Annotated in this window: 14 protein-coding genes; 11 read left to right on the top strand and 3 right to left on the bottom strand. The window is 46.3% G+C overall.

What is annotated here, in order from left to right; genetic code table 11:
* The first annotated feature begins 514 nt into the window (after window positions 1-514).
* The 11 genes from SLS51_RS12395 (at window position 515) to fbpC (ending at window position 16414) form a co-directional block, all read left to right on the top strand.
* Window positions 515-2656, top strand: coding sequence for a type VI secretion system Vgr family protein (locus SLS51_RS12395; RefSeq protein ID WP_323838841.1), 2142 nt, complete (start codon window positions 515-517; stop codon window positions 2654-2656).
* Between the two features lie 2 nt (window positions 2657-2658).
* Window positions 2659-4014, top strand: coding sequence for a VRR-NUC domain-containing protein (locus SLS51_RS12400; RefSeq protein ID WP_323838843.1), 1356 nt, complete (start codon window positions 2659-2661; stop codon window positions 4012-4014).
* A gap of 16 nt (window positions 4015-4030) precedes the next feature.
* On the top strand, window positions 4031-5176 hold the full coding sequence (locus SLS51_RS12405; RefSeq protein ID WP_323838845.1) for a DUF3396 domain-containing protein: 1146 nt from the start codon (window positions 4031-4033) through the stop codon (window positions 5174-5176).
* 37 nt (window positions 5177-5213) lie between these two features.
* The gene (locus SLS51_RS12410; protein ID WP_323838985.1) at window positions 5214-6359 is read left to right on the top strand and encodes a DUF3396 domain-containing protein; all 1146 of its coding nucleotides are present in this window, start codon (window positions 5214-5216) and stop codon (window positions 6357-6359) included.
* 3 nt (window positions 6360-6362) lie between these two features.
* A complete protein-coding gene (locus tag SLS51_RS12415) occupies window positions 6363-6635 on the top strand; it encodes a PAAR domain-containing protein (RefSeq protein WP_323838847.1) in 273 nt (90 codons plus the stop codon).
* Window positions 6636-8519: 1884 nt separating this feature from the next.
* On the top strand, window positions 8520-9152 hold the full coding sequence (locus SLS51_RS12420; protein WP_323838849.1) for a response regulator: 633 nt from the start codon (window positions 8520-8522) through the stop codon (window positions 9150-9152).
* Entirely contained in the window at window positions 9149-10693 is a 1545-nt protein-coding gene (locus tag SLS51_RS12425) for an MASE1 domain-containing sensor histidine kinase (protein WP_323838852.1), read from the top strand. Before SLS51_RS12420 ends, SLS51_RS12425 begins: the two co-directional genes overlap by 4 nt.
* Before the next feature lie 88 nt (window positions 10694-10781).
* Window positions 10782-12074 carry an MFS transporter family glucose-6-phosphate receptor UhpC gene (uhpC, locus tag SLS51_RS12430; protein WP_323838854.1) on the top strand — a complete coding sequence of 431 codons (1293 nt, stop codon included), beginning with the start codon at window positions 10782-10784 and terminating at the stop codon, window positions 12072-12074.
* A 49-nt stretch (window positions 12075-12123) separates the two neighbouring features.
* The gene (locus tag SLS51_RS12435; protein ID WP_323838856.1) at window positions 12124-13155 is read left to right on the top strand and encodes an ABC transporter substrate-binding protein; all 1032 of its coding nucleotides are present in this window, start codon (window positions 12124-12126) and stop codon (window positions 13153-13155) included.
* 121 nt (window positions 13156-13276) lie between these two features.
* Window positions 13277-15343 carry an ABC transporter permease gene (locus tag SLS51_RS12440; RefSeq protein ID WP_323838858.1) on the top strand — a complete coding sequence of 689 codons (2067 nt, stop codon included), beginning with the start codon at window positions 13277-13279 and terminating at the stop codon, window positions 15341-15343.
* Window positions 15344-15358: 15 nt separating this feature from the next.
* Complete coding sequence (gene fbpC, locus SLS51_RS12445) at window positions 15359-16414, top strand: ferric ABC transporter ATP-binding protein (protein WP_323838860.1); 1056 nt, start codon at window positions 15359-15361, stop codon at window positions 16412-16414.
* Window positions 16415-16480: 66 nt separating this feature from the next.
* On the opposite strand, the gene SLS51_RS12450 is transcribed toward fbpC, so the two are convergent.
* Genes SLS51_RS12450 through SLS51_RS12460 form a run of 3 tightly spaced genes read right to left on the bottom strand, consistent with a single transcriptional unit; the run spans window position 16481 to window position 17244 of the window.
* Complete coding sequence (locus tag SLS51_RS12450; protein ID WP_323838862.1) at window positions 16481-16825, bottom strand: type II toxin-antitoxin system HicB family antitoxin; 345 nt, start codon at window positions 16823-16825, stop codon at window positions 16481-16483.
* Window positions 16822-17076 (bottom strand): type II toxin-antitoxin system HicA family toxin, encoded by a 255-nt coding sequence (locus SLS51_RS12455; protein WP_046395863.1) that lies wholly within the window; start codon window positions 17074-17076, stop codon window positions 16822-16824. The genes SLS51_RS12450 and SLS51_RS12455 overlap by 4 nt, the downstream gene beginning before the upstream one ends.
* Window positions 17077-17115: 39 nt before the next feature.
* Window positions 17116-17244, bottom strand: coding sequence for a hypothetical protein (locus SLS51_RS12460; RefSeq protein WP_278249242.1), 129 nt, complete (start codon window positions 17242-17244; stop codon window positions 17116-17118).

Below are 17244 nucleotides of genomic sequence, written 5' to 3' on the forward strand. Positions count from 1 at the left end.
AAAGGATTATTAATGTAAAAATGCTGAACGAATAAAACCACTCGCCCAGAAAACGGAATTTCAGGGCGCTAAATTTTATGTGAAAACAGAGATATACCCTATGGATTTCAAGTTGCATCGCGACGGCAAGGGAGCGAATCCCCGGGAGCATAGCAAACTATGTGACCGGGGTGAGTGAATGCAGCCAACAAAGAGGCAACTTGAAAGATGATGGGTATATATTGATAGCGATTAATGAGCCATTTTATGTGATATTTATCACATTTTTTTATGTCCATATGATAAATATCGTGATCTTGTGGTCATAATATTTAGAGAGCGAAATTCTCTGTTATTTGTCTCCACTCCATCCTACTCAGCTGGACGCGGTCTATTGTTCTCTCTAACGCCACGTATTAAATGATGGCTATTTTACGCTGTCATTTTTTTACCGCGGAACAGACCGGCGCTATTTAAAAGAGCTGCATGTCATGGCTCGTTTAATAGCCTCTTGCGTTATCCCCGTTTCAGGATAATGGTTCAATTATGTAGGGTTTCAAATATGGATGGATTAGTTTTCACCTGCCGAATTGGCGCACTGCCCCAAACCACCTTTCAGGTAGCGCAATTTACTTTACAGGAAGAGCTGTCACAGCTTTATCGCCTGACGTTAAAGGTGGTCAGTTCACGTGATGACATTCCCCTGAATGAACAACTGGGTGACAGTGCATCATTGGTTATTACCCGTAATGGCGTCACCGAACGGACCATTAATGGCATGATAACCGGCGCTGAACAGGGTAATACCGATGGCCGTCGCACTTTTTATATTTTCACTGTCCGCCCCAAAATGTGGCTGATGACGCTCAATCAGGATAGCCGTATTTTCCATCGGAAGTCTGTACCGGAAATCTTAACGATCTTGCTTAAAGAGCATTATATTTTCTTTGCCCGCGATACGCTCTATAAACGCCATGCCGAACGGGAATACACCACGCAAAAACGCGAATCCGCCTATGATTTCTGGTGCCGGCTGGCGGCGGAAGAGGGCATTATCTTCTGGTTTGAGGAAGAACAGACGTTGTTCTGTGATTGCCATCTGGGCATGCAGGCGGATATCGCTCTGACTTACAATACGCATCCTGAAACGGACGAGACCGATACCACGGCGTACCAGTGGAGTTATGGCGAATACCTGTGCTCGAATGGCACGGTCCAGAAAGATCATAACTTTCTTAACCCCAAATATTCGCTTGAGCATCAGAAGCAATCCGACGATAGCGGGCACCATTCGGTGTTTGAAAGTTACGGGCGTTTCCAGTGGGACGAGGAAGGAAAACCTTTTACCCAATTGCGGCTGGAACAGTTACGAAACTACAGTAAAGTCGGTACCGCCAAAACCAACTGTATCCGGCTTCGGCCGGGCAAGATTTTTACCCTGCAATCCCATCCCATAGAAGCCATGAACGCCCGCTGGCAGTTAATCTCTGTCACGCATCATGGGTGGCAACCTGTCGCATCAGACGACGGGGGTGAAGGGACCACATTGACCAACGAGGTCGCCTTTATTCCCGGAAACCAGGACTGGCGGCCGCCTTACCGCTACAAACCGCTGGCGGACGGTGATGAAGTCGCCACGGTGGTCGGGGTGGGAAGCGAAGAGATTTATGTTAACGAACACGGCGCGATACGGATCCATTTCCACTGGAACCGCTACGATAAAGCGGACGACAACGCGTCTTGTTGGGTCCGGGTGGCACAAGGCTGGAACGGCAACGGTTTCGGTTTTATGGCGATACCGCGCGTCGGGCAGGAGGTGATCGTCAGCTATCTCAACGGCGATATCGACCGCCCGATTGTGACGGGGTGTACCTATAACGGCCTCAACCGTCCGCCTCTTGATTTACCGGCGGAGAAAACCCGTACCACCTTTAAAACCCGGACTCACGGAGGAGAGGGATTTAATGAACTGCGCTTTGAGGATAATAAAGGAAGCGAGGAAGTGTTTATTCATGCTCAGCGGGATATGAAAACGCAGATTCTCCGGGATAAAACCACGCAGATAGGCCATGACCAGCAAACAGAAGTAGCGCATAACCGCACGGCGATAATTAAAAACGATGATGATGAAGCCGTGCAGGGCGGCCAGACGCTTGAAGTCGGTCAAAATCAAACGGTGACCATTAAAGGTCAGCAAGCCCTTTCCATTGGTAAAAGCCATCAATTAAACATCGCCGATAACCAGCAAATTACCGTGGGTAAACATATCACGGTGCACTCTGAAAGCGGGCAAATCACCATTGGGAACGCAGGCGGACAGATAGTTATTGACCCGATGGGCAATATCCGTATCGAAGGGGTCAGCATCACCATGACCGACCATATCACCGGCAAGAAATCCGCCGGTGCGCTGTTTGACTACTCCGCCCGCTATACCCTGCTCAGTGAGCACAGCGATAAGCCGCTGGTGAATGTCCCCTACACCATCACCACTGGCGAGGGTCAGATTATCCCGGGTAAAACTGACGCGCTGGGCAGAACGGTGATGGTGCAGAGTGCGGCAGAAGAAAATCTGCAACTGCGTTCACCAGAAAACCCACCTAAACCGAAGCAAACCTTATATCAGGCCAGTGATAACACACCGGTAGAGCATGTTATGGAATTTACGGAGAAATAAGTATGGCAATATCCAACAACGGCAAGATGTGCCCGGCTGTCACATCAATCACCTGTACGATGGAAATAGGGGTCTTTCCCGCCGATGAAGATCCCTGTTATCTGGCGAGAAAAGCCGAATACGCTCTGCGTCTGCCGGCAATGATTATGACCAAACTGGGCGCTATTCGCTTTCTTAATCAAGTCATTATGAGTGGGTTGATTAAGGTTGAGGAGCTTAAGCATGACTTCCTGTGGCCCTATAAAGCAGAAGTGGTGTTTGCTATCAGAGAAGAGGCTGCGCCCTTACCCATGCTAGCCACTAGTCAAATCTCTAAACAACGTTATGGTGATAATTTACCGCAATCCAGTAATCCGTTTGCCCGGCCTTCTGCCGAAGACATGGAGAAATTTGGAATTGTTGGTATCCGTCGGCCCGATATTATTCTGGTTAAAGATGAAGCTATCCGTTGGCCGGGCAGAAGTGCCACCTACTTCGATGGTTCTGTGCACACTGATAATCTAAAAATGTTGATTGAGGTGAAATTTCCGGGCGATGACCTAACTCAGGCACAACAAGCTGATTACATCCAGATTGCGACAGAAGATCGCTTTGGTGTGATGCGTGTCACGGATAATCGCACTGAGGAGCAAAAGCAGTACGATGAGGCGTGGCGAAAACATTATCAACCCGGTTCCCAGCACTATAAAAATCCCATTCCACTGGCCCCGCTGCCGCCCGGCTCGCCTCCTGATGATGAAGTTTTACCCGCTCCTCCCGCAGAGGGTGTGCCGGGGACCATTCCGCAACCCCTGACAAAAAATCCACCGCTTCTCAGCACTTCCCGTTGGTCTTTCTTACCCAGCTATGAAGACTGGGTTGTCCTCGGGCAGGAGGTGGCGGGTCTGGCTGAAAATGGGCTGAATTATGTCCGCGACAGTACCCGGGAGCTCCTTGCCCAGTTTGGTACCTGGTTAAATCAAGCTGGGAAGTGGGTGTGTGAAGAGATTATTGATCCGGTCACTCATCAAGTCAGCTACGCTTTTTCCTGGGTCAGTGAACAAACGGGAAAAATCGTGACCTGGACGGAGAGTGAGATAAAAGCCCGATGGCAGACTGTGCAACAGGGTTCAGACATCACCCTGGAAGAGCTTAAAAACATTAGCTGGATGCAGATATTGAAAGAGGTGGGTGAAGGCATGTTGGAAATGGTGGTGATTATTGCCGGTGTTGCCGTTGTTATCCTGGTCACCCTTGCCGTCGCTGCTGCGCTGATTGCACTGGTGGAAATTTTAGCCGCTGCTGCTGCGGTAAGCGCCGCTGCGTTGGCTGCCGTTCTGGCAATATTGGCGAGTGTGACATTCGCCACCGCTTCATAATTAACGGAGAGAAAATATGGAAACTGTAGATTACTTTGCCCAGTTGAAATCACAACTGACCGCGTTTACTTTCCTCAATGGCGATGGGCTGACTGTTTCTCGTCTGGGTCTCTCGATTACCCTGTTTTTTAAACAAGGTTACACTCAGGAGAAAAAACAGCGCATTCTGGCCTGTTACCGGCGCTTTCGGGAGGAGTTCGGTACTCACCTGCGTTTTCACCGTCATGAATTTAAAGGGTTAAAAAAATATTCCCCAGAAAATATTGCCAAAGTGGAAGAAGGCATTCTTAGCCAGAAAAAAAACCAGCCTTGTGGTTGGGTGGTCAGTGATGCCAAAAATGAAGATGAGGCACCTAATTATCTGATGCGTTATCTGGATTCCCGGGAAATAAGCGGTGATAACGGCAGTTCTTACCTAAGCCTGACACTTCCTTGGAATTATCTGAAAGAACAAGAGGGCATGGCTCGTTTTATGGCCTGGCTGGAGTTTCTGTGTGAACAACTCGAACCGGACAGTGGTGACTGTGGCTACTGTCTGGTCTTACCCAATGACTTCTATGACTACTTTCCTTTAGAGTATCAACTGGCGCAACGTTACCCTTCCTTGCAAGTTAACTCCGCAGTGTTCACAGCTAAATTACAGTATGGACATTCCATCCGGGGCATTAACTGGATCACCCTGCTGTCCAAACGATTTGTAAACCGACTGGGTGGAGAATTCTGGATACGTCAGGTGCTGCGCCCCTACCGGGATGTGGTGATTAGTTCTTATTCCAATGGCCTGATTATCCGGGCCGGTCAATACCCGGATTTAACGCCACTACCGGGCAGTGTCCCGGAGAGTTATTTTGCCATTAACCAACTGATACGCCCAATACGGGTGATACCCCGTGAAGGCCATTCATTACACTTCTATGGTGAAGGTCATTTTAATTCAACTTCTACCCTGGCCTGGTATGCCCGTTATGACCGGGGACCGCTGCAAGTGACCCCTTTGAGAGGTGATCATCCGGCACTGGTCAGCGGGATCTGGCAAACCGACAGCCTGCCGGGCAGGCAGTATTTCTTTGCTCAGGGTGCGATGTCTTTTGATGTTGAAGGTGCAGAACCGGGCACAACCCTCTGGCATCTGGTACGGGAAGCGGCAAGTATGTGGGAATAACAGATTATCCACTGCCTCATAGTTCATGGAGAAAATGATGGAAACTGTAGATAACTTTGCCCAGTTGAGATCACAACTGGCCGCGTTTACTTTCCTAAATGGCGATGGGCTGACCGTTTCCCGTCTGGGGATTTCTATCACCCTGTTTTTTAAACAAGGCTACACTCAGGAGAAAAAACAGCGCATTCTGGCCTGCTACCAGCGTTTTCGGGAGGAGTTTGGTACTTACCTGCGTTTTCACCGTCATGAATTTAAAGGGTTAAAAAAATATTCCCCAGAAAATATTGCCAAAGTGGAAGAAGGCATTCTTAGCCAGAAAAAAAACCAGTTTTCTGGTTGGGTCGTCAGTGATGCTAAAAATGAAGATGACGCGCCTCGTTATCTGATGCGTTACCTGGATTCTCGGGAAGCTAATGGTGACGATGATAGCTCCTACCTGAGTCTGGTGCTGCCCTGGGATTATTTGAAAGAACAAGACGGCATGGCTCGTTTTATGGCCTGGCTGGACTTTCTGTGTGACCAACTCGAACCCGACAGTGGAGACTGTGGTTACTGCTTGGCCTTACCCAACGACTTCTATGACTACTTTCCTTTAGAGTACCAACTGGCACAACGTTACCCTTCCTTGCAAGTGAACTCCGCGGTTCATACAGCTAAATTACAGTATGAACACTCCATCCGGGGCATTAACTGGATCACCCTGCTGTCCAAACGTTTTGTAAACCGACTGGGTGGGGAATACTGGATACGTCATGTGCTGCGCCGCTACCCGGATGTGGTGATTAGTTCTTATTCCAATGGTCTGATGATCCGGGCCGGTCAATACCCGGACTTAACGCCACTGCCGGGCAGTGTCCCGGAGAGTTATTTTGCTATTAACCAACTGATACGCCCAATACGAGTCATTCCCCGTGAAGGCCATTCCCTGCACTTTTATGGTGAAGGTCATTTTGATGATATTTCCACACTGGCTTGGTATGCCCGTTATGACCGAGGTCCGCTGCAAGTGACTCCTTTGAGAGGTGACCATCCGGCACTGGTCAGCGGGATCTGGCAAACCGACAGCCTGCCTGACAAACAGTACTTCTTTGCTCAGGGGACAATGGCTTTTGATGTTGAAGGTGCAGAACCGGGCACAACCCTCTGGCATTTAATACGAGAAACGGAAAATATAGCGGAGTAAATAATGCGCAGTGTAGTGGAAAGTAAAAAAATTATCCTTAAAGGTGATACCACAACAACCGGAGGCGAGGTTTTAAAGGGTTCCGATTTGGTAAACCAACACCTATCGGTTGCCTGTAAAGGTGACTCGGTATTTTGTCCCGCCTGTAAACAAACCGGCGCGATTGCGGAAGGTTCTAACTTGTTCAATATACAAGGAATACCTGTCGCGCTGGAGGGGCATCTTGTTAATTGTGGTTGCCCGACTGGCGCTTGTCGATTAAAGGTACGGTCATAACTATCAAATGCTAAAGCCTTTAATTGAAATACCCATAAAACCGGAGCAGGTTTTAAACTGTGATTAAAAGTTATTTTTTTAACCTATGATTTTAATCGGTATCTGGTTTTAACTGTTTTTTATCTTTTGGATATATGCTTTTTGTTAAATTTAAAAATTATGATATATACCCTATGGATTTCAAGATGCATCGCGACGGCAAGGGAGAGAGTCCCCGGGAGCATAGATAACTATGTGACCGGGGTGAACGAGTGCAGCCAACAAAGAGGCAACTTGAAAGATGACGGGTATATCGTGGTTTTACGTTTAAACGAACATTAATCATATCCGATTTATTTTTACTGACACTGTTTTACCGACATTTTTTTACCAACATTGTTTTACTGACAATTCTGTGGGTTTTTATAGAACATCACCCTTTGTTTTTTCTTTATTAAATCACTAATAAATAGTTTTCTAGTATAGAGATACCATTAATGTTTTTTAGGATAACGCCTTTTTAGCGTTTAAATCCAGCTAAATTAATCGTTTTATCTCTTCTTTAATCGCATTTTTATTGATTGCTTCGTAAAATGATAGTGAGAAAATATTTGAATGTCAGTTTATTTTATTAATGTTATTTTACGTGATTATTGCTTTTCAACCCTCGGTTAATGGTTAGTGAATTTCGACTAAATGTCATTAATCACACTACTGAAAATTTTGATTCGTTGTGTTAAATCAGTCTGTTGAGTGAAATATTTAATCTCTCCCTGTTTGTCTTTTTAAATAGTCATGGCTGGTTAGGTAAATGTAAAATAAGTGGAGGATAGTATTACCGATTTACCGATAAATGGATTAAACATAGCGGAGAATAGGTTGTTTTTAGTCACTCTATACCCTATGGATTTCAAGATGCATCGCGACGGCAAGGGAGAGAATCCCCGGGAGCATAGATAACTATGTGACCGGGGTGAACGAGTGCAGCCAACAAAGAGGCAACTTGAAAGATGATGGGTATATGCCTTTTAAAAAGTTGGCATCAGTGTACTACCTATTTTTTAATCCTTAATTGATTAATCACCGGTAAAAGGGAAATGTAAGTAAAAAAATAATATTAAAAATGTGAAAACTTGAGCTGTGGTTTTCATTCTTACAGGCTGTTTTTTTAATTGTAAATCTGCTTAATAAGTGATTTTTATTGATTAATTGTGGTAGGTTTAATGGTTTTTATATTTTCTGAATCGTATTTAACCTCCTTGTTTTCATTAAACTGATATTTAGGTTTTCTCGTTTCTCGTTTCTCCTTTTTCTATATCTGATTTTTTAGGTTTAAAACTAATGAGGATAGCAGAGAGTTAACGGTATTAAAGTTAATGCTCATTTCTTTAATCATTTTTAATGCTGTTAAATACTCTTGCTTTTTCGGGGATGCTTCTCGGTTTTCTACAATTATAGTCTCTGATTTTTCGTAAACTTGTTGCAGTCAGGCAAAATCTTTTATTTAAGCAAGTTGGTTTAATGCGGTTAATACTGTCATTTTTTTCACCTTATTTAATCAATTTAAAACCTGTTTTTTCTGATGTTTTCTCTTCCAATGTCAGCATGACATCGGACTTTTTACCCGCTTTTAAAAATCCTTAATCAATTCTTTTTACTTTTGATGATTAAAGTTTTTACCTGTTTTTTCGTGGTTAGCCTGGCCTCTTTTCCAGCTTTTAAAACTACACTGATAGATAAACGCATAGTTAACAAACAATCCTTTCCCTCCATCTACTTAGTCATCCGACAACGCCCTAAATTTGTTAGCTTTCTTACAGATTTAGTTGATTAATTTGCACAACCTGCCTTTTCCTGCACATCATGCAACTTATTGTATTTACCATTACCCATTAACTAAAACTTATGATTAGAATTGCACTTATTGACGACCACGTAGTCGTCCGTTCCGGTTTTGCCCAATTACTCACGCTTGAAAGTGATCTTGAAATTGCCGGTCAATACGCCAGTGCTAGCGAAGCCTGGTCGGGTTTACTCAGAAACCCGATTGACGTTGCCGTGATGGATATCGCTATGCCAGATGAAAGTGGTTTACATCTGCTCACTCGGTTACGGCAAAAGCGGCCTGATTTTCGCACTATTATTCTCAGCATTTATGACACCACAGCATTTGTCCAAAGTGCACTGGATGCCGGTGCCTGTGGCTATCTCACCAAACGATGTGGCCCGGAAGAATTAGTACAGGCAGTGCGCTCCGTACATCAAGGCGGTTGCTATTTGTGTGCCGATGCATTAAAGGCACTGCGTCAAACATCACAGAAAGTTACAGCACTGCAAGTTCTGACCCCCAGAGAACGGGAAATATTTGATCTCCTGATCAATGGTATCAATGTTAAAACTATTGCAGAACAACTCTATCTCAGTCATAAAACGGTTCATGTGCATCGTGCCAATATTCTCAGCAAACTCCAGTGTGATAGCACCATTGATCTGGTCCATTACGCTCTGCAACACCAGATTCTAATGGGGAATCCATGAACAGAGGATCACGATTTGGCCTGTTATCACTGTTTCTGCTGATTTTTTATTCGCTGAGCTGGCTTGCTCTGTGGACCATCAGCTTCTACCTGAATGACAATGGGCAACAAGCTGCACTACTTCTGCCACAAGGGTTGCGGCTAGCGCTGTTTATCCTACTGGGGCGTCGTTACTTACCCACCTTGTTAGCCACTGAGATTATCATTTTGCTATGGCTTGGCAGCGAACAACTTATTACTCACAATATCATTCTGTTATCCCCCTTTCTCAGCCTAATACCCATACTTATGGTGCAACAATTCTGGTGGCGCTATCCCCTGTATTGGCAACGGCTCTCAATTCTGCTGGCTGGCGTCGCCGCCAATAGCGTATTGCAGGCTGTTTGTCTGGGATTTACGCTGACTGCCGGTGCCAGCCACCTGTTTCTCACTTCGTTAACCGGTGGCGTTTTATTGTCACCTTTTGTTTATCTGATCTATGAATATCTACGTCAGCAACATCTAAAAAATATGCTGCAACCCAGTGACCCTGATCCGCAGTTACGCCCTTCGTTGTTGATGTGGTGTTGTCTATTCTGCTTGCTAGGATTGAGCGCCCAGATCTTTATGTCACCAGAAATTGAGAATCTTTGGGTGATTCTCATATTTATCCCTAATGTCTTTATGGCCTACCGTTACGGCTGGCAAGGCGGCGTACTGGCGGCTTTACTCGGGAGCCTAATGATCACATCAGCTCGACAATTCAGTGGAGCTTTTAACGATTTAGGCGAACTGGAAATGTTTCTGACTATTCAGGCTTTATTAGGCATAGGTCTGGGGATAGCCATCAGCCGTCAACAACAGCTCGCTGAAAATTTACAACGTTACCGTGAACTCTTAGAGCAGGAGTTAACTGCCCGCCATAATCTGATGAAGAAACTGGTTCACACAGAAGAAGACGTTTGTAAAAGTATTGCCCGCGAGTTACATGATGAAATTGGTCAGAATATTACTGCCATTCAGATTCAGGCAACGCTGATAAAACGTACCGCCACCACCCCGGCAACAGCAACGATCGCAGAACAGATCAATAACCTGGCCCAACAAATTCATCAATCCACCCGTCAATTATTACGCCAATTGCGCCCGCCGGTTCTGGAAGAGATGTCCTTAGAAAAAGCACTTCACCATCTGATCCATGAATTGGCATTTAAAGAACGAGATATTGATTGCCAGTTGAATTACCAGCTTCCTCAAAATCCAACCAATGAAACCGTGGTTTTTACCCTTTACCGTCTGGTTCAGGAGTTACTGAACAATATCAGCAAACATGCCAAAGCGACTCGAATCGCTATCATTCTGCGACAGCACCGGGATGTGATTGAACTCAGAATCAGTGATAACGGCATCGGCATGACAGAAGATAAAAGAAAAGGCGGATTTGGCCTCCAGGGTATTGAAGAACGTATCCGTGCGTTAGGTGGAGATTGGCAGTTAAGCAATGATAACGGAACGCGTATAATTGTTAAGCTGCCCACACATTCTGATGAAAATCAGGCATAACTAAGAATGATTCCTAGTTGCCTAAAACCTTATCCCATCCATTTTCATCAACGTTTCTTTATATTTCTTTTTCATAGAGGAGCCGGGTATGCAAGCCACCAGCCAGAAACAAATTTCACAACACTATCGCCGCCGGCGCAATCGTTTGCTGATTTCCATGATCATTGGCTATGCCGCATTTTATCTGACGCGAAAAAGCTTCAACTTTGTCATGCCGGTTATGCAATTGGAACTGGGATTGGATAAAGGGCATATTGGCTGGATAACCACTCTGTTCTATCTGGCTTACGGCAGCTCAAAATTTATTTCCGGCGTATTTCATGATCGCACCGGCTATCGCTGGTTTATGGGGGCCGGATTAGTGATGACAGGTGTGTTAAACATTATCTTCGCTTTCTGTTCATCATTTTCCGCACTGCTGATCATCTGGACACTGAACGGCTTCTTTCAGGGCTGGGGATGGCCCCCCTGCGCCAGATTGCTGACACACTGGTACTCCCGCAATGAGCGCGGCTTCTGGTGGGGATACTGGAATACCTCCATTAATATCGTCGGTATTACCGTCCCGATATTGTCCGCTTTTCTGGCGACAACTTACGGCTGGCAAACAGCGCTGATGATGCCGGGAATTATCGGGATTTTATTAGGCATCTGGCTCTGCTATCAGTTATGTGGCACCCCACAACAGCACGGTTTGCCCAGTGTGGGACAATGGCGGCAGGATTCACTGGAGCTTCGACATGAACAGCTATCGCACCCCATGCCGATGATGCAGATACTGCGGGATACCATCTTAACTAACAAAACTATCTGGTTGCTAGGATTCTCCTACATTCTGGTCTATCTCATCAGAATGGCGATTAACGATTGGGGAAACCTGTGGTTGTCAGAAACACATGGCGCCAATCTGCTCAGTGCCAATGCGACGCTCTCACTGTTTGAACTCGGTGGTTTAACCGGTGCTCTGTTTTCCGGTTGGGGATCCGATTTACTGTTCCGCGGCCAACGCGCCCCAATGATTCTCCTGTTTGCTCTTGGGCTATTTATGGCTGTCACCGCATTGTGGCTCACTCCCATTCATCATTACGCGCTGTTGGCAGTCTGTTTTTTCAGTATCGGTTTTTTTGTATTTGGCCCGCAAATGCTGATTGGGCTGGCAGCAACAGAATATTGCCATAAACAAGCTGCCGGCACCGTCACGGGTTATCTAGGATTGTACGCCTATTTGGGCGCAGCAATCGCAGGCTGGCCGCTAAGTCAGGTGGTTGCCTACTACGGCTGGTCTGGGATGTTTGCCCTGCTCACCGCCGCAGCCGCCATGATGGGTTTGCTGTTGATGCCACTGTTAATGGCAGACGTTGGTAAAAGGGAACATGGGTAGCCTCGCGACTTTCCAATAATAAGCAGTTTTGAATACTAAGGATAAAATAATGAAACTGAAGCCTCTCTCTACACTTATCGCAGCCGGTCTGGCCGTTGCTGCATTTACCAACAGTGCTCAGGCCACCGGACGTTTGATCGTTTATTGCAGCGCGACTAACGCCTTGTGTGAAACTGAAACCAGAGCATTCGGTGAAAAATATAATGTAAAAACCACTTTTGTCCGTAATGGTTCAGGCAGTACTCTGGCAAAAATTGAAGCCGAAAAACGCAATCCACAAGCAGATGTCTGGTACGGCGGGACTCTGGACCCACAATCTCAAGCGGGAGAGATGGATCTGCTGGAACCTTATAAATCCCCTAATCTGACACAAATCATGCCGCAGTTCCGCGACCCGGCTAAACGCAAAGGCAACTACAGCTCCGCCGTTTACGTCGGTATTCTTGGCTATGGCGTCAACACTGAACGTCTAAAAGAGAAAAATCTGCCGATTCCAACCTGTTGGAAAGATCTCACCAAACCGATATATAAAGGCGAAATTCAGATTGCCGATCCTCAAAGTTCAGGCACCGCTTACACCGCGTTGGCAACCTTTGTTCAGTTATGGGGCAAAGATCAGGCATTTGATTATCTGAAAAAACTAAACGCCAATATTTCTCAGTACACCAAATCCGGCATTGCGCCAGCACGAAATGCCGCCCGTGGCGAATCTGCGATTGGTATCGGTTTCCTGCATGATTACTCATTGGAAGTAGAACATAGCGCACCACTGAAACTTATCGCACCATGTGAAAGCACCGGTTACGAAATCGGCGGCGTAAGTATCATCAAAAATGCCCGCAATATGGACAACGCCAAACTGTTTGTTGATTGGGTGTTATCCAAAGAAGCTCAGGAATTGAGTTGGAAGAAAGGGAAAGCCTATCAGATCCTGACCAATACTAAGGCGAAAGCTTCTCCTTTGGCACTTAAATTATCCAATCTGAAACTGATCAATTACGACATGGATAAATATGGTGCCAGTGATGTACGCAAAGCGTTAATTACCAAATGGGTGACAGAAGTGAAAATGGCTAAATAAAGTCAGTCAAAGGCGGCTCACTTCCGCCCTTAGAAGCTATCCGTCAGGCTGCCTTATGTTCCCGCACCAATGGATAGCTGCTTACTGCTGCTACCACACAATAATAAAATGGAAGGAAATTATGTCTCACGCATTCAGACAAAAGCAGGATGCCGTGTTCTGGTGGATTGCGCTGATGTGGCTGGCCTTCGCGCTTTTGCCATCATGGAGCCTGGACTACGGCCTTTTTGAATCTACTCAAGATGAACTGCTCGCCGCCTACGGCTGGAGCGGATTAAACATCAGCTTACTGTGGTTCCTGTTACCCTCAGCACTGCTACTACGCCCACTCACACCAGCAAACCGCAATCAACATCGACGCCACTATTTTGACGCTGGTTATGCCTTATTATGCGCTCTCTTTGTGGTTATTAGCGCAACCATTATCGGTCGTGGGCTGGGCTACTCGACGATTTTCCTGTTTATCTCACTGGGCGCGATGATTACTCTGGCCCTGTCTCGCCTTGAATGGCTAGGTGGTGACAGTTTTGTTATCGGTTCATTAGTCGCGGTTATTGCCCTCATCGGCCTATTTATCCTTTATCCGAGTATTGCCATCTTTATTCCGATGTTTACGGATGATACCGGTCAGTTTGCCCCATTTGCTTTTATATCGATCCTGGGGCAAGCACATATTATTCAGGTTATCATCAACTCTGTTCTACTCTCGCTGGCGGTTGGCGCAGGTTGCACCTTCTTCGGGCTGGTACTGGCAATTTATACCGCTCGCATCGCCCGCCGCTCCGCCATGATTGGCCGGGTATTCTCCATCTTACCCATCGTCACACCACCGTTTGTTGTCGGTTTAGGCGTCACCCTGATGATGGGCCGTTCCGGCTATATCACTGAATTTATGGCAACCTGGTTTGGCCTAACCAACACCCACTGGCTGTATGGCTTTACCGGCATCTGGCTGGCGCAAGTTCTGGCTTTCACGCCAATGGCCTTTATGATCCTTGATGGCGCTATCAAAACCATCCATCCTTCATTGGAAGAAGCGGCTTATACTCTGCGCGCCAATCGCTATCAGACGTTCTTCAATGTTTTTATCCCGCTGTTGAAACCGGCACTGGCGAACGCTTTCTTGATTGTCATTGTCCAGTCGCTGGCAGATTTCAGTAATCCATTGGTACTGGGCGGTAGCTTTGACGTACTGGCGACCCAGATCTATTTCTATATCACCGGTTCTCAACTCGACTATCAAGCCGCCAGTACTCTCGGCGCTTCGCTGCTGGTTTTCTCGCTGCTGATCTTCTGCGTGCAATATCTGTGGATTGGTAAACGTTCCTACGTCACGGTTTCCGGCAAATCCTACCGTGGTGATGTACAACCGTTGCCAACGTCACTGGTTTGGGGAGTCTGTGCCATCCTATTTATCTGGGTTGTGTTCAACATCTTGTTATACGGCAGCATCTTCTACGGCAGTTTCACCGTCAACTGGGGAGTGGATTACACCCTGACCTTAGATAACTTCATCAAACTGTTCGGTCAAGGTATACACGATGGCGCATGGCCATCATTACTGGATACCCTACTCTACGCCGGTATCGCGGCCCCCATTACCGCCATCCTCGGTCTGTTGATTGCTTACATTGTTGTACGCCAGGAATTTCGCGGTAAAAAAACCATCGAATTCACCACTATGCTGTGCTTTGCCGTACCGGGTACCGTCGCTGGGGTTTCCTACATTCTAGCCTTCAACGATTCACCTTTTTATCTCACCGGAACGGCGGCAATCGTCATTATCTCCATGACCATGCGCAATGTGCCGGTAGGTATCAGGGCAGGGATTGCCGGTCTTGGACAAATTGATAAATCACTAGATGAAGCTTCACTCAGCCTGCGCGCCGGATCGATGAAAACCATCTTCCATGTTCTGTTACCCTTACTGCGCCCGGCGATTTTATCTGCCCTGATCTACAGCTTCGTGCGTGCGATTACCACCGTCAGCGCGATTGTCTTCCTGGTCACACCCGACACCCGCGTAGCAACCTCTTATATTCTGAATCGAGTGGAAGATGGTGAATACGGAGTGGCTATCGCTTATGGCTCGATCCTGATTGTGGTGATGCTAGCCATTATTTTCTTATTTGACTACCTGATTGGCGAAGCGCGGATCTCTCGTTCCAAAGCCAAAAATACACAGTAATCACGGAGTGACGACATGACACAACAAAATTTTGTCGAACTGAAAAATGTAACCAAACGGTTCGGTAGCAACACCGTGATCGATAATCTGGAGCTCTCTATTCCGCAGGGACATATGGTCACGCTGTTAGGGCCATCCGGCTGCGGAAAAACCACCGTATTACGTCTGGTTGCCGGGCTGGAGAAACCTGGCACAGGTAAAATTTTCATTGACGGTGAAGACGTCACAGATCGCTCTATTCAGCAACGGGACATCTGCATGGTATTTCAGTCCTATGCCCTATTCCCGCATATGTCACTGGGGGAAAATATTGGCTACGGGCTGAAAATGCTAGGGCGGCCTAAAGCAGAAATACGCGAACGGGTTAAAGAGGCGCTGGAGCTGGTGGATTTAGGCGGCTTTGAAGATCGTTACGTAGACCAAATCTCCGGTGGTCAACAACAGCGTGTTGCTCTCGCTCGTGCACTGATCCTCAAGCCTAAAGTGTTACTTTTCGATGAACCACTGAGTAACCTCGATGCCAATCTGCGCCGCAGTATGCGCGAGAAAATCCGCGAATTGCAGCAGCAATTTAATATCACCTCGCTATATGTTACTCATGATCAAAGTGAGGCATTTGCCGTTTCCGATGCGGTACTGGTGATGAATAAAGGTAAAATCATGCAAATTGGCACGCCACAAACACTCTATCGCCAACCGGCGTCTGAGTTTATGGCAAGTTTTATGGGAGATGCCAATATCTTCCCGGCGACTTTAGGTACTGATTATGTTGAGATTTTCCAATATCGCCTGCCACGACCAGCCAACTTCACCACCAACCGGCAATCGGTAACGGTAGGCGTCAGACCGGAAGCTATCACCCTGAGCCGTAATGGAAATATCAGCCAACGCTGCACCATTAGCCATGTGGCTTACATGGGGCCACAATATGAAGTCACCGTAGATTGGCAAGGGCAAACGCTGCTATTACAGATTAACGCCACCCAATTGCAACCCGATGTTGGCGATAATTACTATCTGGAAATTCATCCGTTTGGAATGTTTATTTTGGCCGAGAAAAGCAGCAGTTAATTTGATTGCAAAAAATCCTGACTTTTAGATCAAGAGGCTAGGCCGCTAAATGGCGGCCTATAATCCTCAAGAATGCTTTTCAATGACCAAATCAACACCCTCATTAAGCAGTTCATTGATAGATTGATTAGTAGATTGTGCAGTGATAGCAAGCGTCCGATGACGCTCTGGTGACAAACGCGTGGTTACTTTGCCGCTATACAATTTGTAAGGTTCTATACCATCTTTTTGACACTCTTCAAAGAAGATCGCCAAAGATTTAGTTCCTTCTTTCTTCAACTCATCGACGCTATAGGCGTAAAAGTCTGCGCCACCATTCAACCCAACAAATTCACCACGAAACATCTCGATTTCTGGATCAAAAGCGATAACAGCCACATGGCCGTCAATTTTTAACGTATTGTTCATCATGGCCTAATTCCTAAGCTATCCAACCATATCCTAATAGAGTTAACAGCCCCTTTGTCAGTAGTTGGTCGTGGGTGAGGCCGGTGAAAAATCCGTTTTTGATTTTTCAATAGCACTGCAACCCTCGAACCTTCTCTTTCATGTATCTCCGCTCCTAATGCAATAAAAAGTGCCTCAATATCAGACCACTTTATAGAACTGTTGACAGGTCGGGTAAATACATCTGACAGCGTTTTGTAATGTCGTTTGTTCATGAGTCTATAGTATCACTTTATGACACTACCACAAGATTTTTATGATTCTAGGAACAACAATTTCAAGTCACGGCTAAGCTTTTCCATACCTGCCATAGCCGGTTGTTTAACATCAAGAGCCAAAACAACCTTCTCCCGGGGATTCGCTCCCTTGCCGCCGCGATGCAT

Source organism: Photorhabdus africana (assembly GCF_035181445.1).
Taxonomy (GTDB): Bacteria; Pseudomonadota; Gammaproteobacteria; order Enterobacterales; family Enterobacteriaceae; genus Photorhabdus; species Photorhabdus laumondii.